Below are 22,643 nucleotides of genomic sequence, written 5' to 3'. Positions count from 1 at the left end.
AAGATACGGGCCGGGCCAGCCCCCTCACCGCTCCAGCAGGCTTGGCGGCGGGCGCCGTTCCACCCAGCGGGTCAGCTGTTCATGGGCGTAGGCCAGCTGCAGCACGGCATGGTCGGCCTGGGCCGGGCCTATGATCTGCAGGCCCGTCGGCAGCCCCGCCGCATTGAAACCGACCGGCACACTCATGCTCGGCAAGCCGGCCAGGGTCGGCCCGATCACCACCTCCATCCAGCGGTGGTAGGTGTCCATGGTGCGTCCCCCAACCACCTTCGGCCACGCCTGGGCTGCGTCGAAAGGGAACACCTGGGCCGCAGGCAACAGCAGGAAATCGTAACGCTCGAACAGTTTCTGCATGGCCTGGTACCACGCGCTGCGGTCCAGCGACGCCTGATACACCGCAGCAGCACTGAGCTGCAGGCCGCCCTCCACTTCCCATTGCGCCTCGGGCTTCAGCATCGCCCGTTTGCCCGGGTCGGCATAGGCCGCCGCCAGGTTGCCGTGCACCAGGAAGTGGCGGTGGGTAAGCCAGCATTGCCACAACCGCGCCTGATCGAACGCGGGCTGGCAGGCCTCGACGGTGCAGCCAAGCTCGGCGAAATCGGCCAGGGCTGCTTCGCACAGCCCCAGCACGCCATCTTCCATCGGCAGATAGCCGTCGTAGTCACCCAGCCAGCCAATCCGCGCCCCTTTGAAATCGCGCTGCAGCCCCACCGCGAAATCCCGCCCGCCATCATTCAGCGACAACGGCACCCGCGGATCATGCCCGGCCTGCACCGTCAGCAAGCGGGCGACATCGGTCACGCTGCGCCCCATCGGCCCCTCGGTGGCCAGCTGCTGCACGAACAGCTCCGGCGTCGGCCCATAGGGCACCCGGCCTAGCGACGGGCGCAGGCCGAACACGTTGTTGAACGCCGCCGGGTTGCGCAGCGAGCCCATCATGTCGCTGCCATCGGCCACCGGCAGCAGGCGCATGGCCAGTGCCGCCGCCGCGCCACCGCTGCTGCCTCCGGCCACGCGGCTGTGGTCGTAGGCATTGGTGGTGGTGCCGAACAGCGTGTTGTAGCTCTGCGAGCCCAGGCCGAACTCCGGCACGTTGCTCTTGCCGATGATGATCGCCCCGTTCGCCCGCACCCGCGCCACGCTGATGGCGTCGTGCGCCGGCACCTGCTCGGCGAACAGCGGCGAACCCAGCGTGGTGCGCAGCCCGGCCGTGGCGGCCAGGTCCTTGATCGCCTGGGGCATGCCATGCATCCAGCCCCGCGACTGGCCGCGCGCCAGTTCACGGTCGCAGGCATCGGCCTCGGCCAGCAAAGCTTCAGCTGCGCGCAACGACACCAGTGCATTGACCTGCGGGTTGCAGCGCTCGATATGGCCCAGGTAAGCCTGCATCACCTCGCGGCACGCTACCTGGCGTGCATGGATGGCCCGGGACAAGGCCTCGGCGTCGAGGGCGACGATGGGGTCGATAGCTAACGCGTTCACGGTTTTACTCCAAGGTTGAAAGCGACGGCCTTGCCGGCGCGCGGTGCTTCTTTCAGGCAGTAGGTGCCGAGCAGGGTCAGCAGGCAGGCGAACAGCACGTAGAACGACGGCGCCACCGGCGTGCCCAGCACCTTGCTCAGCCAGGTGACGATCAGCGGCGCGAAGCCGCCGAATACCATCACCGCCACGTTGTAGGCCACCGACACGCCCGTGGAACGCACCTCGACCGGGAACTGCTCGGCCAGCGCGGTCGGCGCGGGCCCGAAGAAACCACCGATGGCGCTGCATAGCAGCAGCTGCATCACCAGCAGCCGTTCGATCGACGGCGCCGCGGCCACCCACACATAAAGCGGGTAGACCATGACGAAGAACGCCAGGGTGAAGGCCATCAGCACCGGCCGCCGGCCGAGCCGGTCCGACAGCGCGCCAGACAGCGGAATCACCACGGTCATCAGGCCCACAGCGAGCATCTGCACCAGCAGCACCTGGTCCAGCGGCAGGCCGAGGTTCTTGTGGGCGAAGGTCGGCATGTTCACCAGCACCACGTAGAACGACACCGTCGCGCCACAAGCCAGGCCCATCGACACCAGCAGGCTGCGGCGGTGTTCACGCAGCACCTGCCACAGGCTCGGCGCCTGGCCCTTGGCCTGCTTGCGCGCCTCCAGGAATTCCTCGGGTTCTTCCATGTGCTTGCGAATCCACAGCCCCACCGGGCCAATCAGCAAGCCGAGCACGAACGGTATCCGCCAGCCCCAGCTGTCCAGCGCCTCGGGCGTGCACAAGTGGGTGACCAGCGCCACCATCGCCGCCCCGGAAAACACTGCCAGGCACTGCCCCACCAGCTGCCACGAGCCATACAGGCCCTTGCGGTTGGCCGGCGCGCTCTCCACCAGAAACGCCGTGGCGCTGGCGTACTCGCCGCCAGTGGCAAAGCCCTGCAGCATGCGCGCGACCACGATCAGCAGCGGCGCGCCCATGCCGATGGCCAGGTAGCTGGGGGCAAAGGCGATCATGGCGATCGACACGGTCATCAGGCGGATGATCAGCTGCATCGCCGCCTTGCGCCCCTTGCGGTCGGAATACACTCCCAGCAGCACCCCACCCACCGGGCGCATGAAAAAGCCCACGCCGAACGTGGCCAGGGCCATCAGCAGCGAGGCGTATTCGTCGTCCGAGGGGAAGAACTGGCGGGCGATGATGCTTGCCAGAAAGCCATACACGATAAAGTCATACCACTCCAGCGCATTGCCGATGACCGCCGCGACCACTTGCCGGGTACGCGACGCGCCTGTATTGGAAATCTGCATGCGGAACACTCCATCTTCTGTTCAAGTGATCGCCCAGGCGCAGCGGCGCCCGGGTTCCCAGCGGCAGTCGTCAATACAGGGCAATCAGGCCGGCTTGAGCCAGCTCTCGGTCAGCGCGCCCCAGTAGGCGGCGCCGGTCAGCAGGATGTCGTCGTTGAAGTCGTACGCAGGGTTGTGCACCATCGGCCGCTGCTCGCCATTGCCGATGAACAGGTAGGCGCCCGGGCAGCGTTGCAGCATCCAGGCAAAATCCTCGCTGCCCATCAGCTTGCGGGTGTTGCCATCGACCTTGTCGGCGCCCAGCAGCGCTTCACCAACCTGCTGGGCGAAGGCGTTCTCGGCGGCATGGTTGACCAGCACCGGGTACGCCGGGCGGTGCTCGATGCTGGCCGTGCAGCCAAAGCTCTGGGCCTGGCTGACGATGATCGCCCGCACCCGTTCCAGGGTCTGCGCCCGCACCTTGGCATCCAGCGCACGCAGGCTCAGGCGCAGCAGCGCTTGTTGTGGAATCACGTTGGCCGCCTCGCCCGCCTGCAGCGCGCCGACCGTGACCACCGCCGCCTCTTGCGCATCAATGTTGCGTGCCACCACCGTCTGCAACGCCATCACCACGCTGGCCGCTGCCACCAGCGGGTCGACCGTCAGGTGCGGCATCGAACCATGCCCGCCGACGCCTTCAATGATCACGGTCAGCAGGTCTTGCGAGGCCATCATCGGCCCCTCACGCAAGCCCAGGTGCCCAGCCGGCAGCCCCGGCATGTTGTGCATGCCGAACAGTGCATCACAGGGGAAGCGCTCCAGCAGCCCATCGGCAAGCATCGCCTCGGCACCACCCTGGCCCTCCTCGGCCGGCTGGAAGATCAACGTCAGCGTGCCATCGAACTGCCGCGTCGCCGCCAGGTAGCGCGCCGCGCCCAGCAGCATGGTGGTGTGGCCATCGTGGCCACAGGCGTGCATGCAGCCCTGGTGGCGGCTGCTGTAGGCAGCGCCCGTGGCCTCATGGATCGGCAACGCGTCCATGTCGGCACGCAAGCCCAGCTTGCGCGGGCTGTTTCCGTTGCGCAGCACGCCGACCACACCAGTCTTGCCGATGCCGGTGTGCACCTCGTAGCCCCACTGCTGCAGCAGCGTGGCGACCAGGGCCGAGGTGCGGCTTTCTTCGAAACCGAGTTCAGGGTGAGCGTGGATATCGTGGCGGATGGCGTGCAGGTCGCTGGCCACGTCATTGAGCCAGGCCAGGATGTGCTGGTGTCGCTGCATGGGGAATCTCCTCGCGCGGGTGGGTCCCGTTCTTGTTGTTCGCTTGAGATCACGACGGGAAAGGCAGGTCGTGCTTGGCGACAGATAAGCGCGAGTGGCGAGGGAGTACAAACGAATGTGGTTCCGCCCAGTGGAACCACCTTAGAAAAAGTGATTGTAGAGTGCGTACCCACATGCCAGAACGCAGAAGTTCAAGATGATCAGGGACAGGCTTCGCCCTTCATAGATGTAACTCCAGGGGACCACATCGACCAGCTTCTCCGGCGGTAGGCTTTTCAGATAACGGTGGCGGATGATGAAGTAGATGATGCTGATCACGGGGTAGATGAAGAGGGCTATTCCCACAGCATCGAGGCCGGCAAAAAGCGCCAGGAAGGCCGGTGTGAACAGGTAGGCGCACTTGACCCAGAAATCCATTTCTACGAGGTGGTCGTGTACTTCACCGCCGGGGTGCGGTGGTTTTTTCTTGCGTTTGGTCGTCCTTGAGAGCATTTCAAACTCCGTTTGAATTCACTGTACCAGTGCCTCCATGATCTCTGATCAACCGGGAAATCGACGGTTGGTTTTTCGGGATTTCGTAGAGACCTAGAACTCCACCTTGCCCCGCCCCGCCTTGACCGTGCTGCGCCTGGCTTTGCCTTCGAGGCGGCGGGTCTTCGAGCCGAGGGTAGGCTTGGTGGGGCGGCGCTTTTTCTCGGTCTTGCCGGCAGCGATGATCAACTCGGCAAGACGCGCCAGTGCGTCAGTGCGGTTCTGCTCCTGGGTGCGGTACTGCTGGGCCTTGATGATCAACACGCCGTCGCCGGTGATGCGACTGTCACGCAGTGCCAGCAATCGCTCCTTGTAAAACTCGGGCAGCGACGAGGCGCGAATGTCGAAGCGCAGGTGCACGGCGCTGGACACCTTGTTGACGTTCTGACCACCTGCGCCTTGCGCGCGGATGTAGGTCAGTTCGATGTCGGCGTCTGGCAGATGCACGTTGTTGGAGATGGTCAGCATGGCATGGCCCTTGTGATTGCCCTCCATTATCACAGCCTTGGCTGCTTGCTCACAGAATAAAACGCGTTTTACCTAAACTGCACGATCGAGATGCCCTACTTTGCCGTCCGGCAGGCTCAGGCCGATCATGTTGCCCTGCTCGTCCAGCTCGAAGGCGTAACGCTCGCCACCGTAGTCACGACTGGCTATGACGCGGTGGTCGGCGTTGTACTGTACTTCCAGTTCTTCGGATAAAGAAAGCTGCTGAGGCTATTGAATTTTTCCTAGAAGGCCTCTTCGACCAAAGCCCCAGCACAGAGCCCTACACGTGTAGCCAATTTCTCGCCATCATCAGTAAATAGCGTAATATCCGACAACCCTATCGTACCTAAAGACTTCACTCCCACATGCAAAGCGAAGAAAATTCAAACCACGGAAAGCAAGTATCATCAATCACAATAAACTCGAAATCACTAAAACAAAAAATTGGTGAATGCTTTCAAAAAAGTCTTAACTCAGAGCCCTGCAGCTAAACCAAGACAGATTCATTAGAATCAGAATTCTCCAAGAATATTGACATCCAAGAGTCCATGACATCCCACAAATCGATATTTCGTGTCGGTATTTCTGGCTCCTCATGCCACCATATCAAAGCCTCACCCTCAGCCGGAGGCTTGGTCAATGATAAATAATCACCCGCTCCGCTGGAAAAAACGCCTGTCATATCAGGAAGCGCTGGATATTCTTCATCACACAGGTCTTTGATCGAAACAAAGTCTTCTATTCTGGATGGCCCCATGGTGCAGCCAATATAAAATCCAAAACCATTGTGCAAGTTCGTATAGAACGCCTTGAGTCTTCGTGGCATCCATTGAATCCTATCATTGACTGATTGCTCAAGTTCCAGCGGCACACCCCCCATATAAAACCACAAATCGCCATTCTCACTATAGACGTACATTAGATATGGTCTATCGCTGACCGCAAAGACAGTTCCCAGTACACACTTATCGAGCCATGCACTTACCCACGGCAAATGTTCAGCAAAATTCGCCCACTCTGCCGGCATGCCCTCCCCTCCGCGATTCGAAAATCCAAAGCCGCGCCACTGTTCGGGAAGGTTTATCTCTGAGGGGACCTCTTCAGCTGAAAAATAAACATCATAACCTTTGAGTTCATTTACAATACGTACTTTCAAGGAGTCAGACCAATTCATTTCATCTCACCTCAATTTCACAATATTTGCACTTTAGGGTCTGTATAAAAAAGTGGTCGGGTAGGCGAAAACAGCCGAGGAAGCGGAGTTTACGGATTGTAAATGAGCATTCCGAGGCTATTTTCAACGCAGCATCACCGAGTATCAAGGCTTTTCGTACAGAGCCTAGCGTACGGCCTGTTGCATTTGATAAAATATGCCGCTCAATAATATTGGTTCCACCAGCACCGAAACTGTCAAGCTTACAGCCATCTAAACCGCGAACTGCACACCACAAATTGAGTTACTCTCGAAAACAGACTTAACACGAGCAGTCGCTACAATCGTAGCGCTTTCTTCTTTAGCCCTAACAATGTCGCTAGAGAGATAAGTATTATCATCCAAAATAACCTTACTGAACCATCTTGGACCATCAGGCATATAGCTAAGCAATGGCTCGCTTACTGATTCTTTCAAGTTAAATGCAGGCGATCTATCTATCACATTTAATATTTTATAGCCGGCATGAGACTCCCCATTCAGCACGAGATCGGCATCTACAAACTGAACGCCAGAAATATTTTCTCGGATCATCAGTTTATGAAGCCGTGGCGATATCAAATTGGGCCCATCGCCAAAGAAGAAGTCATAAGCCAACAGCCTTGAAGCACTAACTCTCTCTCCCACCTCGAAGCAAACTTTTATATCCTTATCTACAACCACTCCTTCCTTAAAGATTCCTGAGTCCTGACCCGACAGCACCCTCATCTTGAGCCAGTGACCCTCCGGATACTCGTCTGAAATAGTCAATATAAAATTCTTAGCCACAAGTTGCCCCCGAACAGTTTTTATTTAGCATCGTCTACCTGCACGAAGCCCCCTTCTCTCATCTGCCATTATTCCGTGAATGGCTTTTCGTAGCTGAAGCGCCGGGTCAGGTTGTCCACCCGCACTTCTTCGCTCAGGCGATCCGACACGTCGTAGGCAAAACTGTAGGTCGCGTTGTTCTCGTTGACCAACGCGGTCAGGCGCACGGCCTTGTCGTACTCGTAGCGCACCCGCTGGCCCTTGGCATCCTCGCGGCTGCTGGGCAGGCCGCGGGCGGTGCGCATCAGGCGGGTGGTCTGGCTCTTGTCGTCGTAGCGCGCTCGCCAGGTGCTGCCGTCGGGCTAGCTGACCTGGGTCACCAGCGTGGTCAGGTGATGGTACTCGTACTGGATCTTGCGCCCGAGCGGGTCGGTTTCTTCGAGCAGGCGGGCGAACTCGTCGTACTGGAACGTGAGCCGGTTGCCGTCTGGCAGGCTCAGGTCGACCAATGTTGCCCTGCTCGCCTAGATCTATGGGATAACTTAAACTGCCAAGTTCCACAACTGGATGCGACGGAGTTGTGCTCGCTGCACTAATTTTCCAGTAAGGCCTAGCAGAACAATGGTGCCACCTGAGTTTAGATAGCACCAACGTTGCCTCACAGTTTTAAAGAGCCTTCCTAACTATCTGACAGCCGCAACTCACACTGACTTTACAAGCAACTCAAAATACAATCAAATATCATTTAATTCTGCCCAAGCGTCGTATGCATAATGCTCATCAACACCCTCAAATGCAAGACCCTTCAAATCGCCTGCAGCAGACTTAAACCTGTCACTGCAGAATAATTCTAAAGTTTCCTGACATCTAAAAATATCCGCATCCAGCGCTGGAGAGATGACAAATTTCTTAATACTATCAATACTCACAGAGCCTGGATAAATCGGACTTTCAATTTCGACGCCGCTCTCCATGTCTTTAGATACTTCGAATACCGACTTGGCTTTATCTAATGCCGCCAGGCTTTCACCAGGAAGAAATATGAAAAACTCATCTTTCCGAGAACCCCCCTTAAAGGAAATTTCCAATGGGATAGCCTTATACTTTGCTCCCAGCTTATCGCAGACACCTAAAAACTTTTTGGAGACAAAAGCCTCACCCAACTGGTAATAGTCAAAATCCAGATCACCAAGCGACATTTCCAAACCAGACAGCTCTAAAGAATATCTGTTCTCTATGTTTAGCGCCATCGGATTGAGCTCGAAAGAATCCCACTCAAACTCATCACAATTGAAAAAGCCCGACAATACAATAGGACAGCCACTATCCTGCGAACAGTATCGCATAACGTAATATTTGGAATTTCTCACAAAAGCCTCCCAGTGACAGCATCTACTACAAAATTATTATTCATGAGATTTTCTCTTGCGAAATTCTGAACCTTTCCAATACCCAGCACCAGCTGAGTATCAGAAACTTTGCCAGCCCTAAATGCATCATTCAGCGCCGAGACTTTAGTCTCCACTACTTTTGTATATTTAGCATGATTCGACCAGTGCCCTGGGAGGTCAATTTTCTCCGTCAGTTTTTTGCTACCAGGCAAGAATATTCCATTGGATGCGCCGTCGTCGCCAAAGCCCATTGATCGAAGCTTGTTAAACATTTTTGCATAACGGGGCTTCTTCATGATTTCTTCAGGGATGAGGTTATGATTCGCCATGCCATCACCCTTCCTGGCCCCCATATTTTTGCCCAGCTTTGTCGAGCACCATCCTAGCGGGTCAACTTCTTGAATTGGACTTGTAGCATACGAATAAACATTAATGCCACCACCCAACCCCATGGGGTCTTGGGTAATGAAACGCCCAACCTCGGAATCATAGAATCTGAACGTGTTGTAGTGCAGTCCCGTTTCACTATCAAAGTATTGACCTTGGAAGCGGAGATTCTGCTCGATTTCGTTAACGGCCAGCTGCTCTACATCACCCCATGAGCGATATGTCGCCTGCCATACGATCTTGCCATCACTGTCCGTCAACTCCAGCGGCGTACCGATCTGGTCCGTGTGGAAGTAGTAAAGCTTCTGCTCTTCCCCTTCTGTCTGATCAACCCGCGCCAACGGCGCATAGCTACCCGGCTCATACAGGTACAAGATACTCTGCCCAGGCGTCTCCTCGCGCAGCATCCTCAAGCCTTGCCAGAGGAAGTGCTTCTGCTCGATTTCGCCATTGATTTCAACCTGCTTGGCCACCCGCCGTCCCAAGCTGTCATAACGGTACTGCCCGGTGCTCTCCAGTCTGCCACCGACATAAGTTTCAGCTTTAACCAGTCGGTTCTCGCAGTCATAGGCAAAGTACTGCAGCTTGCTGTGCCCCGAGCGCTTCTCGATCAGGTTGCCCCACGGGTCGTATCTGTACTCCTGATCCCGCCACTGCTTGATCCGGTTGTCCTTGACCTTGTCAAACTGCCGGGCGTTGAAGTCCAGGCGGTTGGCCGCCGCGTCGTAGCGAAACTCTTCACTGCCTACCAGCGAGCCGGTATCACGGCTACGCAACTGCCCGTTGGCTTCGTACTCGTACTTGATCTCGCCACGCAACTTGTCGAGGGTGCGCACCAGTTCTCCGGCCGGATCGTACTGGTAGCGACGGTGAATCGGGTTGTAGGCATGCTCCACCAGCAGCGACGTATTGATGCCGGTGTTGTGCACCTGCGACAGCTTGTCGGCGGGCAAGGTCGAAGCAAACTGCCAAGCCTTGCGTCCCATCGCGTCGTAGCCGAAGCAACTGGTGAGCTTGCCCTGGGTGCGGTAGACCTCGCGGTGCAGGTCATCACGCTCCATGTCGCTGATGACCTGGCCATCGAGGTTCAGCTGATGAAGGTGCCCGCTGCCGTAGTACAGGTGGTTGACCTTGCGGCCATCTGGCAATGTCAGCGTGGTCAGGTTGCTGAGCGGATCGTACTCGTAGCCCAGCGTGCCATCGGGCGTGATTTCTTGCGTCAGCCGCCCCAGCACATCGTAGGTGTACTCCAGCTTTTCCTCGGTCACCCCAAGCTGCTTGCCGATTCCGCTCGGGTGCCGCTCGATACTCAGCAGCCGGTCGCCTTCGTCGTAGGTGAACTGCTGCTGTGCATCGCGGTTCAGCTTGGCGATCAAGCGGCCAATGCTGTCGCGCTCGAACAGGGTGTGCCGCTCGGGCCGCTCGGCATTTTCGCCATAGCCGATTTCATCCAGCCGGGTCAGGTTGTCCACCCGCACTTCTTCGCTCAGCCGGTCCGACACGTCATAGGCAAAGCTGTAGGTCGCGTTGTTCTCGTTGACCAGCGCGGTCAGGCGGATGGCCTTGTCGTACTCGTAACGCACCCGCTGGCCCTTGGCATCCTAGCGGCTGCTGGGCAGGCCACGGGCGGTGCGCATCAGGCGGGTAGTCTGGCCCTTGCCGTCGGTGTGGCTGAGTACCTGGCCGTAGATGTTGTAGCTGAAGGTTTCCTTGGTGCCGTCCGGATGAATGATGCGCAGCACCTCACCGTCCGGCTTGCGCTCCAGGGTGGTGGTCTGGTTCAGCGCATCGGTCACCGCTACCAGGTGCTGACGCTCGTCGTAGCGGTAGTAAGTGCTCTTGCCCGAGCAATCCTGATAGCGCTCGACCTGGGCCAGGGTGTTCCACCACAGGTACTTGGACTTGTAGGTCGCATCGATGATGGTGTGCGGCAGGCCGTCGTCGCTGTTGAGGTACTCGGTCATCTGGCCGAGGGCATCGAACTCGGCGAGCAGGTTGCCCTTGTCGTCGTAGCGCGCTCGCCAGGTGCTGCCATCCGGGTAGCTGACCTGGGTCACCAGCGTGGTCAGGTGGTGGTACTCGTACTGGATCTTGCGCCCGAGCGGGTCGGTTTCTTCGAGCAGGCGGGCGAACTCGTCGTACTGGAACGTGAGCCGGTTGCCGTCCGGCAGGCTCAGGCCGACCATGTTGCCCTGCTCGTCCAGCTCGATGGCGTAACGTTCACCACCGTAGTCACGGCTGGCGATCACGCGGTGATCGGCGTTGTACTGCACTTCCAGTTCACGGCCGAGCACGTCGGTGGCCCAGCTGGTGCGGGCGTCGAGGTCGTAGCGGAAGTGGTAGTGCTCGCCATCGCTGGTCCAGTGCTCGACCACGCGTGGTTGGCCGCCCATGGTTTCCCAGCGGTAGTGGCAGCCCAGGCCCAGGGCGTTGCTGTGGGTTACCATCAGGCCTTCGGCGTAGCTGAAGTTGCGCACGGTGTCGCCGTTGCGGTTGATCACCGCGCTCAGCTGGCCGTGTTCGTCGTAGCGGTACTGGGTGAGGGTTTCGACGGCCTGGTTGTCGACCACGCGCTTGATGTCGGTCAGGGTGCCGTCGGGTGTGCGGGTGAAGTGCAGGAAGTGGCCGAGGGCGTTTTCGATGCGCTGCAACGCCACTTCGGTGTTGGTACCAAGTACTTCGCCAACAGGACTGGGGATTATACCTCAGTCCCGTATACTTTGTTTTTAAAGATCAACGCGAAAAGCTTCTACTCCACCCGAATTTTCTAAGCAACCTGCACAAAGAAGCAGCCATCACTCTTGCCATTACCGACATGCTTATTGATAAGTAAATACCCAACCCCATCCGTCATATAAAGCGCATCCTGGAAGGGAGCAGGAAAATCAGAAGAATACACTTGACATAAAAAATTGTAATTATCAGAAAGCGCCTCAGGTATAAGCGCACCCGCTGGAGCAATAAGGGCGAACAATGAAGAAACCGATAGCTCATCATCATCAATTATGCACTCTTCAAAACTTGCAAACCGAAGAGGCATTGATGGCCGAGGCGATTTAATTGAATGAGTAGCGTCAGTATGAACAACGTAAGTATATGAAGCTATTCCTTTATTTTGCTGCACCTCATCGGCGGTAATCGAATCAATGAAATATTCGTCCGAATCATATGTGGAGAATACATGCAAAAAACCTTCAGAGGGAAGGTCCGACCTTTTTAAGTACTGCTGCGCAGACTTACAGTCAACAGTAAACAAAAGCAACAAATCCTGGCCATCTGGGTTTTTTGGCCAATCCATTAGAAAAGCGCTATCACCACCAAAGATAAATGGCCCACTGCCTGAAACCGAGACTAATTTGTTAACTTTCATAATCATCCTCCTGCACAGCCACTAAGACTGCGATAGAATTTCTTAGCTTGCTTCTTAAGAGCCTTTACTCTACTTGCCGGCACGCCGGCCTTCCGCAATGCGCCCGATGTAATATCTAACTCTCGCTTAAGACCAGGTGCAAAATCGTTCTTTCCAAGCCCTTGACTTGCTCTTATCTGAGTCTCATGCCAATGCGCCCCACCTATGCCACGGGTATCTTTCGCTGGCCCGCGTGTATGGTAATCTAAATCAAGCGCAATAGAAGGATTACCAGAAAGACGTGTAGCTTTTGTCGCCACTTCTTGCTGAACAAGAAACTCATGCCTCAGCAACTCATGTGCCTGTAAATTATCTCCAACATGGAGTTCACCATTCAACCCCCCCATAGGTGCCTAATTCAAACAGATTGGCCAATCCAAGAGGATCCACCCACCCGATAGGGTTAGGTGCATATTTGTAAAGATTTACCCCCCCCTCTAACCCTATCGGGTCTTGAGTCAAAAACCTTCCAGCATCAGGCCCATAGTAGCGAAACAAGTTATAGTGAAGCTTCGTTTCGCTATCAAAATACTGGCCTTGTAAGCGCAGATTTTGCTCAACGTCATTTATAGGTATCTGCTCAATCTCACCCCATGAGCGATACGTTGCCTGCCAAACGAGCTTGCCGTCGGTGTCCGTCAGCTCCAGCGGCGTACCAATCTGGTCCGTGTGGAAGTAGTAAAGCTTCTGCTCTTCCCCTTCTGCCTGATCAACCCGCGCCAATGGTGCATAGCTAACCGGCTCATACAGGTACAAGGTGCTCCGCCCAGGTGTCTCCTCGCGCAGCATCCTCAAGCCTTGCCAGAGGAAGCGCTTCTGCTCCACCTCACCGTTGATTTCAGCCTGTTTGGCCACTCGCCGCCCCAGGCTGTCATAGCGGTACTGCCCGGTGCTCTCCAGCCTGCCACCGACATACGTTTCAGCTTTAACCAGCCGGTTCTCACAGTCATAGGCAAAGTGCTGCAGCTTGCTGTGCCCCGAGCGCTTCTCGATCAGGTTGCCCCACGGGTCGTATCTGTACTCCTGATCCCGCCACTGCTTGATCCGGTTGTCCTTGACCTTGTCAAACTGCCGGGCGTTGAAGTCCAGGCGGTTGGCCGCCGCGTCGTAGCGAAACTCTTCACTGCCTACCAGCGAGCCGGTATCACGGCTACGCAACTGCCCGTTGGCTTCGTACTCGTACTTGATCTCGCCACGCAACTTGTCGAGGGTGCGCACCAGTTCTCCGGCCGGATCGTACTGGTAGCGACGGTGAATCGGGTTGTAGGCATGCTCCACCAGCAGCGACGTATTGATGCCGGTGTTGTGCACCTGCGACAGCTTGTCGGCGGGCAAGGTCGAAGCAAACTGCCAAGCCTTGCGTCCCATCGCGTCGTAGCCGAAGCAACTGGTGAGCTTGCCCTGGGTGCGGTAGACCTCGCGGTGCAGGTCATCACGCTCCATGTCGCTGATGACCTGGCCATCCAGGTTCAGCTGATGAAGGTGCCCGCTGCCGTAGTACAGGTGGTTGACCTTGCGCCCATCTGGCAATGTCAGCGTGGTCAGGTTGCTGAGCGGATCGTACTCGTAGCCCAGCGTGCCATCGGGCGTGATTTCTTGCGTCAGCCGCCCCAGCACATCGTAGGTGTACGCCAGCTTTTCCTCGGTCACCCCAAGCTGCTTGCCGAGTCCACTCGGGTGCCGCTCGATGCTCAGCAGCCGGTCGCCTTCGTCGTAGGTGAACTGCTGCTGTGCATCGCGGTTCAGCTTGGCGATCAAGCGGCCAATGCTGTCGCGCTCGAACAGGGTATGCTCTTGCCCGAGCAATCCTGATAGCGCTCGACCTGGGCCAGGGTGTTCCACCACAGGTACTTGGACTTGTAGGTCGCATCAATGATGGTGTGCGGGAGGCCGTCGTCGCTGTTGAGGTACTCGGTCATCTGGCCGAGGCCATCGAATTCGGCGAGCAGGTTGCCCTTGTCGTCGTAGCGCGCTCGCCAGGTGCTGCCATCCGGATAGCTGACCTGAGTCACCAGCGGGGTCGTCGGCTATGGGTCGTGATGTCTATGCTCTGCGGATTGATAACTACGACCAGAAGGCATAATTAGATTCGTAACTCCACATAATTGACCACCCGCTTGGGGAGTAATATCACTTGATAGTCAAATTATTAGAGAACACATCGCAGAGCGTAGCAAAACCAACCTAGCAACGAAAATTATTAATCCACTGGGCGCGGGAGGTGGTTAAGGGTTTGTGCAAATTGATTGCATTCCACCACAAAGAGCAGCAAGCAATCGCAAGACTTAAGCCACGCTAGCAAAGCCACCCCTTTTAATGCAATAGCCCGGATTTTTACGCACACAGAATACAAAAGCCTTTATACGCTATCGATTAGGGAATTTACCCGCGCAATACACCTCAAACAAACTTTCCACCCACTCAATATTGCATGACTTAGATATAGAATCAGCCACCAAACCTATATCATCGGATATATAGCCAGCGACATCTGAACTCTTAGTCAATGAATATATTTTTTTAAACACTGACTCGCGAACATCACTTACAACCTCTTCATCGCCCGCCGACGAGTATTCAAGACTCTTTAATTTTTCATATGCATCGGACCATGCAGAGTCGAAATCTTCCTCATCGCGCTCATCTAATGCCTCATCCCAGTCATTTACTCCTGATACTACAGCCTCAAAAAAACCAGCCCGCTGAATTATACTTTTTAAAGCATTCAAAGAATCAATTTTCATCTTAAGCCACTCTCTTTTAGCCAATTTTCTATTAAGTCTACCGCGGCGCGCGGCGTCACACTCTCACCAAGAACATGAGTTCCGTTGGGCGAAACCACATCAACCTTGATATGATCCAGATCCTTATAAGCCTCACGATACGCCGCAAAAAGTTGATCATCTGTGCCCTTGAAATCGCCTTGTCGCGGACCAATTGGTCCTCTTTCTGCCTCATGTAGAAGCCAATGTTCGTGCTCTGGATTTTCACCTTTCGGGAACAACGTTGGCCGCGTTTTATCAGATCTAGACACTGCGAAAGGTCTACCTTTTGACTTTCGCACCGACGGCACATGATGCCCAGATTTGCTCACCCCCATACCTTTCTTCTCGCACCACCCCCAAGGGTCAATTCCTGTGAAGGGGCTGGACACATAACGATAGAGATTGTGTCCTCCATCCAAGCCTATTGGATCGTGTGTAAAAAAGCGTCCAAGTTCAGGATCATAGTAGCGGAAGGTATTGTAGTGCAGGCCGGTTTCGCCATCAAAGTACTGGCCTTGGAAGCGTAGATTTTGCTCGACTTCACTAATAGCCAGCTGCTCCACGGCCCCCCACGAGCGATACGTCGCCTGCCAGACGATCTTGCCATCGCTGTCCGTCAGTTCCAGCGGCGTGCCAATCTGATCCGTGTGGAAGTAGTAAAGCTTCTGTTCCTCCCCTTCCACTTGATCAACCCGCGCCAACGGCGCATAGCTCCCCGGCTCATACAGGTACAAGATGCTCTGCCTAGGCGTCTCCTCGCGCAGCATCCTCAGCCCTTGCCAGAGGAAGCGCTTGTGCTCGACTTTACCGTTGATCTCCGCCTGCTTGGCCACCCGCCGTCCCAGGCTGTCATACCGGTACTGCCCGCAGCTCTCCAGCCTGCCACCGACATACGTTTCAGCTTTAACCAGCCGGTTCTCACAGTCATAGGCAAAGTGCTGCAGCTTGCTGTGCCCCGAGCGCTTCTCGATCAGGTTGCCCCACGGGTCGTATCTGTACTCCTGATCCCGCCACTGCTTGATCCGGTTGTCCTTGACCTTGTCAAACTGCCGGGCGTTGAAGTCCAGGCGGTTGGCCGCCGCGTCGTAGCGAAACTCTTCACTGCCTACCAGCGAGCCGGTATCACGGCTACGCAACTGCCCGTTGGCTTCGTACTCGTACTTGATCTCGCCACGCAACTTGTCGAGGGTGCGCACCAGTTCTCCGGCCGGATCGTACTGGTAGCGGCGGTGAATCGGGTTGTAGGCATGCTCCACCAGCAGCGACGTATTGATGCCGGTGTTGTGCACCTGCGACAGCTTGTCGGCGGGCAAGGTCGAAGCAAACTGCCAAGCCTTGCGTCCCATCGCGTCGTAGCCGAAGCAACTGGTGAGCTTGCCCTGGGTGCGGTAGACCTCGCGGTGCAGGTCATCACGCTCCATGTCGCTGATGACCTGGCCATCCAGGTTCAGCTGATGAAGGTGCCCGCTGCCGTAGTACAGGTGGTTGACCTTGCGGCCATCTGGCAATGTCAGCGTGGTCAGGTTGCTGAGCGGATCGTACTCGTAGCCCAGCGTGCCATCGGGCGTGATTTCTTGCGTCAGCCGCCCCAGCACATCGTAGGTGTACGCCAGCTTTTCCTCGGTCACCCCAAGCTGCTTGCCGATTCCGCTCGGGTGCCGCTCGATACTCAGCAGCCGGTCGCCTTCGTCGTAGGTGAACTGCTGCTGTGCATCGCGGTTCAGCTTGGCGATCAAGCGGCCAATGCTGTCGCGCTCGAACAGCGTGTGCCGCTCGGGCCGCTCGGCATTGTCGCCGTAGCCAATTTCATCCAGCCGAGTGAGATGGCCACCAACGTTGTAGCTGAAGCGCCGGGTCAGGTTATCCACCCGCACTTCTTCGCTCAACCGGTCCGATACGTCGTAAGCAAAGCTGTACGTCGCGTTGTTCTCGTTGACCAGCGCGGTCAGGCGGATCGCCTTGTCGTACTCGTAGCGTACTCGCTGGCCCTTGGCATCTTCGCGGCTGCTGGGCAGGCCACGGGCGGTGCGCATCAGGCGAGTGGTCTGGCCCTTGCCGTCGGTGTGGCTGAGCACCTGGCCGTAGACGTTGTAGCTGAAGGTTTCCTTGGTGCCATCCGGATGGATGATGCGCAGCACTTCGCCGTCCGGTTTGCATTAACGCCATGCAGAAAGCATGAGCAATACTGGAATAACTACACACCCATAGCTATCCATGGCTGCGGCTAACTTCAAGAGGGACATTAAAATTAAAATGTCGAGCCCACAACAATAACACCTTTGAGAACAACTAAGCACCAGGGCAGGCTGACGATTTTGTCAGCCGCCTTACAGCTTATTGTTAAAGAGCCAACCTAAAAACCACCGACACTGAGAAACCTACCAACCCTATCGAGACCTTAAATAACAAGTCTTACAGAATCAGTGAAAGTGTTAGTAGACTTACTAGATGGCGAGAATGCCAAGCATATTGCCTCGCCCTCAACCTTATAGCTCATTAAGTAGTTACCAGCCTCAACATCATAAAACTCACCTTGAACTGAATCTGAACCATCCGGTTCTAAACCCCCTCCCGAAGTATCTTCTCCGGCGCCTATGAAAACCCGACCGGAAGGCACCTTCAAATAAACACCGCCGCTCGGCGCCTCCAATTGGTCTACGATTTTCACCTGATATTTACCGTCCTCACCCAAATTGAGAAAAGCAATATTACCCGCATTCACCTCAAGAATTTCATCACTTTGAATACTCCACCAATCAAAGGTATCAGCAACCCGATGGCGTATTGCTTGCATATCAAAAATTGCCAGTGTCGCAGTGTCAGTTACCACAGTAAATTCGCCAACCATATCTCACACGATTAATTGTGCGCCCCTACTTTACCGCAAAGCCAAACAACTGGCTCAACCTTCAGCGAATTCTAAACAACTCTCACAAATCTACGTCCGATTCATTCTTCAGGCCTGACACAAAATCATCAAATGTCCCAGCAAGCCAACGATAAGCATTCACCTGATTTTCAGTTACAGTCAAATCAGAGTCAAAAGAATCGGTTGCATAAAAACATACGCACCCATCGGCCAAATCAAGGCAGAAAAAATTACCGCCATCATCAATTGCAAATGGAAGTAAAGTAGCAGGTATAACTTGCCGCTTCGTCATTGCGGTGTAGCACCCCCCTAGATACTTTGTATCAGAAGCATCTTGAGCACCAGACCGGGCAATAGCTTTAAACCTTTTCAGCCGAATCGCTTCGTTTTCGCCATCACCATCCCACCAATCTCTATTAGATACGCCACCATTCTGCGTCAAAAAAAACTGCCTGAATGACTCAGGCAACTGAGTGGAGATCTGAATTTCAAGTGCTTCGACATCACGAGCATCAATCGCTGGCTCAGACCTAGACAACTTTATCGACATAATAAAACACTCCTCAAATCAGCATGTTCCGGTATTAGTTTTTGGAGCACGGCCTTTAAGCCATCCTTTATCTTGAGCAACAGCAATCGACTCTGGCTTACCATAACGTCCCGAGCGCAATCCGAAATGCTTTTCATATTGAGACACAGACCCACCATGCGGGAAAGTTGCTTCATGTGCCGATGTCTTAACAAGCTGCATAGTCGTCTTCCCTGTCTTGGGATCGAAGTCATCCACGTGGTGCCATGTATAATCATCGACGGCAGGATTAGAAGCTTTAATGCCAGCCTCTTTGAATGCTTGAGTAAAGTCCCGCCCTCTGGAGCCCTGCATAGTTATGGTCACGATGTTTTTTTGATTTCCGGATACTGGGAACAAGTCTGGGGAACCAGTAAAATCGACACCTTTATATGCCCACCCCCACGGATCAATCCATGTGCATGGATTTGGTGTATAACGATAAAGATTTGCACCCCCCAACAACCCTACAGGATCTTGGCTAAAGAAACGGCCACTCTGAGCATCATAATATCTGAAAGTATTATAATGCAGGTCCGTTTCGTCATCAAAGTACTGGCCTTGGAAGCGTAGATTTTGGTCGACTTCACTAATGATTAGCTGATCGACCGAACCCCACGAGCGATAAATGGCCTGCCAAACGATCATGCCTTCGCTGTCAGTCAGCTCCAGCGGCGTACCAATCTGATCCGTGTGAAAGTAGTAAAGCTTCTGCTCTTCCCCTTCTGCCTGATCAACCCGCGCCAATGGTGCATAGCTAACCGGCTCATACAGGTACAAGGTGCTCCGCCCAGGTGTCTCCTCGCGCAGCATCCTCAAGCCTTGCCAGAGGAAGCGCTTCTGCTCCACCTCACCGTTGATTTCGGCTTGCTTGGCGACTCGCCGCCCCAAACTGTCATAACGGTACTGCCCGGTGCTCTCCAGTCTGCCACCGACATACGTTTCAGCTTTAACCAGCCGGTTCTCGCAGTCATAGGCGAAGTACTGCAGCTTGCTGTGCCCCGAGCGCTTCTCGATCAGGTTGCCCCACGGGTCATAGCGGTATTCCTGATCGCGCCACTGCTTGATCCGGTTGTCCTTGACCTTGTCAAACTGCCGGGCGTTGAAGTCCAGGCGGTTGGCCGCCGCGTCGTAGCGAAACTCTTCACTGCCTACCAGCGAGCCGGTATCACGGCTACGCAACTGCCCGTTGGCTTCGTACTCGTACTTGATCTCGCCACGCAACTTGTCGAGGGTGCGCACCAGTTCTCCGGCCGGATCGTACTGGTAGCGGCGGTGAATCGGGTTGTAGGCATGCTCCACCAGCAGCGACGTATTGATGCCGGTGTTGTGCACCTGCGACAGCTTGTCGGCGGGCAAGGTCGAAGCAAACTGCCAAGCCTTGCGTCCCATCGCGTCGTAGCCGAAGCAACTGGTGAGCTTGCCCTGGGTGCGGTAGACCTCGCGGTGCAGGTCATCACGCTCCATGTCGCTGATGACCTGGCCATCGAGGTTCAGCTGATGAAGGTGCCCGCTGCCGTAGTACAGGTGGTTGACCTTGCGGCCATCTGGCAATGTCAGCGTGGTCAGGTTGCTGAGCGGATCGTACTCGTAGCCCAGCGTGCCATCGGGCGTGATTTCTTGCGTCAGCCGCCCCAGCACATCGTAGGTGTACGCCAGCTTTTCCTCGGTCACCCCAAGCTGCTTGCCGATTCCGCTCGGGTGCCGCTCGATACTCAGCAGCCGGTCGCCATCGTCGTAGGTGAACTGCTGCTGTGCATCGCGGTTCAGCTTGCCAATCAAACGACCAATGCTGTCGCGCTCGAACAGGGTGCGCCGCTCGGGCCGCTCGGCATTTTCGCCGTAGCCGATTTCATCCAGTCGGGTCAGGTGGCCACCGACGTTGTAGCTGAAGCGCCGGGTCAGGTTGTCCACCCGCACTTCCTCGCTCAGGCGATCCGACACGTCGTAGGCAAAGCTGTACGTCGCATTGTTCTCGTTGACCAGCGCGGTCAGGCGAATGGCCTTGTCGTACTCGTACCGCACCCGCTGGCCCTTGGCATCTTCGCGGCTGCTGGGCAGGCCACGGGCGGTGCGCATCAGGCGAGTGGTCTGGCCCTTGCCGTCGGTGTGGCTGAGCACCTGGCCGTAGACGTTGTAGCTGAAGGTTTCCTTGGTGCCGTCCGGATGAGTGATGCGCAGCACCTCACCGTCCGGTTTGCGCTCCAGGGTGGTGGTCTGGTTCAGCGCATCGGTCACCGCTACCAGGTGCTGACGCTCGTCGTAGCGGTAGTAAGTGCTCTTGCCCGAGCAATCCTGATAGCGCTCGACCTGGGCCAGGGTGTTCCACCACAGGTACTTGGACTTGTAGGTCGCATCGATGATGGTGTGCGGCAGGCCGTCGTCGCTGTTGAGGTACTCGGTCATCTGGCCGAGGGCATCGAACTCGGCGAGCAGGTTGCCCTTGTCGTCGTAGCGCGCTCGCCAGGTGCTGCCGTCCGGATAGCTGACCTGGGTCACCAGCGTGGTCAGGTGGTGGTACTCGTACTGGATCTTGCGCCCGAGCGGGTCGGTTTCTTCGAGCAGGCGGGCGAACTCGTCGTACTGGAACGCGAGCCGGTTGCCGTCCGGCAGGCTCAGGCCGACCATGTTGCCCTGCCCGTCCAGCTCGATGGCGTAACGTTCACCACCGTAGTCACGGCTGGCGATCACGCGGTGATCGGCGTTGTACTGCACTTCCAGCTCGCGGCCGAGAACGTCGGTGGCCCAGCTGGTGCGGGCGTCGAGGTCGTAGCGGAAGTGGTAGTGCTCGCCATCGCTGGTCCAGTGCTCGACCACGCGCGGTTTATCGCCGAGGGTTTCCCAGCGGTAGTGGCAGCCCAGGCCCAGGGCGTTGCTGTGGGTCACCATCAGGCCTTCGGCGTAGCTGAAGTTGCGCACGGTGTCGCCGTTGCGGTTGATCACCGCGCTCAGCTGGCCATGTTCGTCGTAACGGTACTGGGTGAGGGTTTCGACGGCCTGGTTGTTGACCACGCGCTTGATGTCGGTCAGGCGACCCAGTGGGTTGTCGTAGTGCAGGTGCACGCGGGTGCCGCCGGTGGCGCTGATGTCGGTCAGGGTGCCGTCGGGCGTGCGGGTGAAGTGCAGGAAGTGGGCGAGGGCGTTTTCGATGCGCTGCAGCGGCACTTCGGTATTGGTGTCGGGGACTTCGCCGAAGTAGAAGAACAGGTTATCGAGGGTCTGCAGCAGGTAGTGACCGCCTTCGGTGCAGACCAGGTACACCTGCTCGTGCGGGTTGTAGATGCGCTCGCCCGGTTGCAGGGTCACGAATGGGACCTCGCGGCCCTGGTTGTCGGTGAGGTAGATGAATGAGCCCTGGCGGCGCAGGCTTTGTTCCCAGGGCAGCACCCAGCCGCGGCCGAGCACGCTGTCGACGGTGAGGTCGCTGGCGTAGAAGCGCGACCATTCGATGGGCATCAGGCCGGGCAGGCTGAAGTCGATTTCATCAGGGATCAGTTTGCGCCCGGTGGTGAGGTCGACCGGGTTGCCGACGAGGCCGCCAATGGCTCTGCGAGCCACGGGCTCGACCACATAGCGGCTTGCCACCTCCCCCGCAACGAAGCCTGCAGTGAATTTCAGGGCGCAGGGCATGATCGCTTTCATGCCGGCCTGGGTGCCGGCCTTGATCAACTGGGCGATACCACCGGCGGCACCGGCGATGGCCATCAGTACATCCACGGTGGTGCGCAGCCATTGCGGGACTTCGTCGTCCACCGGTAGGTACTGGTAGGTACCACCACCAATGAACACATTGTCCGAACCACCGGAAATGCTCGCACCACAGGTCAGCTTGTCGCCTTTGCGCGCAGCCGCCACGCTGTTGATGAAGACGTTGGTCGAGCCTTCGGCGATCTTCACCGGCCCGGGGTGCTTGTCGCAGGCGCCGATGCTTTTCTCGACGCGTGCGGCTTTGAGGCTGTTGATGAACACATTGGGTGACGCGGTGGCTATCGTACCTGAGGGGGACGACCTACTTCGCCCCCACGCCTCCCCTGCAGCCGTGAGCAGGCTGCCGCCAATACCTGCTGCCATACCCGCCAGCAGTGCGACACCGAACCCACAGGTGAAGGTGGCGATGGCCACCGTGGCTACCAGCGCGATACCCAAGGCGGCTCCCAGCAGGAACCCTCCGAGCGCGCTGGTATGCGAAATTTCGTCGCCGAACCTGGCCGCTTCGAACATGAGG

At 56.6% G+C, this 22,643-nt stretch carries 13 protein-coding genes and 6 pseudogenes; all 19 read right to left on the bottom strand.

Annotation, left to right across the window (positions count from 1 at the left end):
* Positions 1-24: 24 nt before the first annotated feature.
* The 19 genes and pseudogenes from BUQ73_RS11800 to BUQ73_RS11710 all read right to left on the bottom strand — a co-directional run bounded on the left by BUQ73_RS11800 (position 25) and on the right by BUQ73_RS11710 (position 22,639).
* Positions 25-1,482: an amidase gene (locus BUQ73_RS11800; protein ID WP_079228082.1), complete on the bottom strand. Its 1,458-nt coding sequence runs from the start codon at positions 1,480-1,482 to the stop codon at positions 25-27.
* Positions 1,479-2,789, bottom strand: a complete 1,311-nt coding sequence (locus BUQ73_RS11795) for a citrate-proton symporter (RefSeq protein WP_079228081.1) — start codon at positions 2,787-2,789, stop codon at positions 1,479-1,481. Before BUQ73_RS11795 ends, BUQ73_RS11800 begins: the two co-directional genes overlap by 4 nt.
* A 41-nt stretch (positions 2,790-2,830) precedes the next feature.
* Positions 2,831-4,049 (bottom strand): annotated as a pseudogene (locus tag BUQ73_RS11790) (M20 aminoacylase family protein); the annotation flags it as partial.
* 141 nt (positions 4,050-4,190) lie between these two features.
* Complete coding sequence (locus tag BUQ73_RS11785; protein ID WP_079228079.1) at positions 4,191-4,541, bottom strand: hypothetical protein; 351 nt, start codon at positions 4,539-4,541, stop codon at positions 4,191-4,193.
* A 93-nt stretch (positions 4,542-4,634) separates the two neighbouring features.
* Entirely contained in the window at positions 4,635-5,048 is a 414-nt protein-coding gene (arfB, locus tag BUQ73_RS11780) for an alternative ribosome rescue aminoacyl-tRNA hydrolase ArfB (protein ID WP_027917408.1), read from the bottom strand.
* Between the two features lie 102 nt (positions 5,049-5,150).
* Positions 5,151-5,282: pseudogene (locus BUQ73_RS11775) on the bottom strand (RHS repeat domain-containing protein); the annotation flags it as partial.
* A 274-nt stretch (positions 5,283-5,556) separates the two neighbouring features.
* A complete protein-coding gene (locus BUQ73_RS28005; RefSeq protein WP_152031542.1) occupies positions 5,557-6,243 on the bottom strand; it encodes a hypothetical protein in 687 nt (228 codons plus the stop codon).
* A 252-nt stretch (positions 6,244-6,495) separates the two neighbouring features.
* A complete protein-coding gene (locus BUQ73_RS11770) occupies positions 6,496-7,032 on the bottom strand; it encodes a hypothetical protein (RefSeq protein WP_237772770.1) in 537 nt (178 codons plus the stop codon).
* A gap of 104 nt (positions 7,033-7,136) precedes the next feature.
* Positions 7,137-7,587: pseudogene (locus tag BUQ73_RS28000) on the bottom strand (type IV secretion protein Rhs); the annotation flags it as partial.
* Between the two features lie 176 nt (positions 7,588-7,763).
* Positions 7,764-8,399, bottom strand: a complete 636-nt coding sequence (locus BUQ73_RS11755) for an imm11 family protein (protein WP_237772769.1) — start codon at positions 8,397-8,399, stop codon at positions 7,764-7,766.
* Positions 8,396-10,771: pseudogene (locus tag BUQ73_RS28620) on the bottom strand (RHS repeat-associated core domain-containing protein). The gene BUQ73_RS11755 and the pseudogene BUQ73_RS28620 overlap by 4 nt, the downstream one beginning before the upstream one ends.
* A gap of 803 nt (positions 10,772-11,574) precedes the next feature.
* On the bottom strand, positions 11,575-12,177 hold the full coding sequence (locus BUQ73_RS11735) for a DUF1963 domain-containing protein (RefSeq protein WP_161492843.1): 603 nt from the start codon (positions 12,175-12,177) through the stop codon (positions 11,575-11,577).
* A 2-nt stretch (positions 12,178-12,179) separates the two neighbouring features.
* Complete coding sequence (locus BUQ73_RS28615) at positions 12,180-12,554, bottom strand: hypothetical protein (protein ID WP_237772768.1); 375 nt, start codon at positions 12,552-12,554, stop codon at positions 12,180-12,182.
* Between the two features lie 31 nt (positions 12,555-12,585).
* A pseudogene (locus BUQ73_RS28610) lies at positions 12,586-14,237 on the bottom strand (RHS repeat-associated core domain-containing protein); the annotation flags it as partial.
* A gap of 345 nt (positions 14,238-14,582) precedes the next feature.
* Positions 14,583-14,960, bottom strand: a complete 378-nt coding sequence (locus BUQ73_RS27980) for a hypothetical protein (RefSeq protein WP_152031541.1) — start codon at positions 14,958-14,960, stop codon at positions 14,583-14,585.
* Positions 14,957-17,134: pseudogene (locus tag BUQ73_RS11725) on the bottom strand (RHS repeat-associated core domain-containing protein); the annotation flags it as partial. The gene BUQ73_RS27980 and the pseudogene BUQ73_RS11725, both read right to left, overlap by 4 nt.
* Before the next feature lie 245 nt (positions 17,135-17,379).
* Entirely contained in the window at positions 17,380-17,829 is a 450-nt protein-coding gene (locus tag BUQ73_RS11720) for a DUF6386 family protein (protein ID WP_079228075.1), read from the bottom strand.
* Positions 17,830-17,911: 82 nt separating this feature from the next.
* Complete coding sequence (locus BUQ73_RS11715; RefSeq protein WP_079228074.1) at positions 17,912-18,400, bottom strand: SMI1/KNR4 family protein; 489 nt, start codon at positions 18,398-18,400, stop codon at positions 17,912-17,914.
* An 18-nt stretch (positions 18,401-18,418) separates the two neighbouring features.
* Complete coding sequence (locus BUQ73_RS11710) at positions 18,419-22,639, bottom strand: RHS repeat-associated core domain-containing protein (protein ID WP_079228073.1); 4,221 nt, start codon at positions 22,637-22,639, stop codon at positions 18,419-18,421.
* Positions 22,640-22,643 lie beyond the last annotated feature (4 nt).

The sequence above is a fragment of the Pseudomonas putida genome, assembly GCF_002025705.1.
Classification (GTDB): Bacteria; Pseudomonadota; Gammaproteobacteria; order Pseudomonadales; family Pseudomonadaceae; genus Aquipseudomonas; species Aquipseudomonas putida_J.
This window is presented reverse-complemented; position numbering and strand designations above follow the sequence as displayed.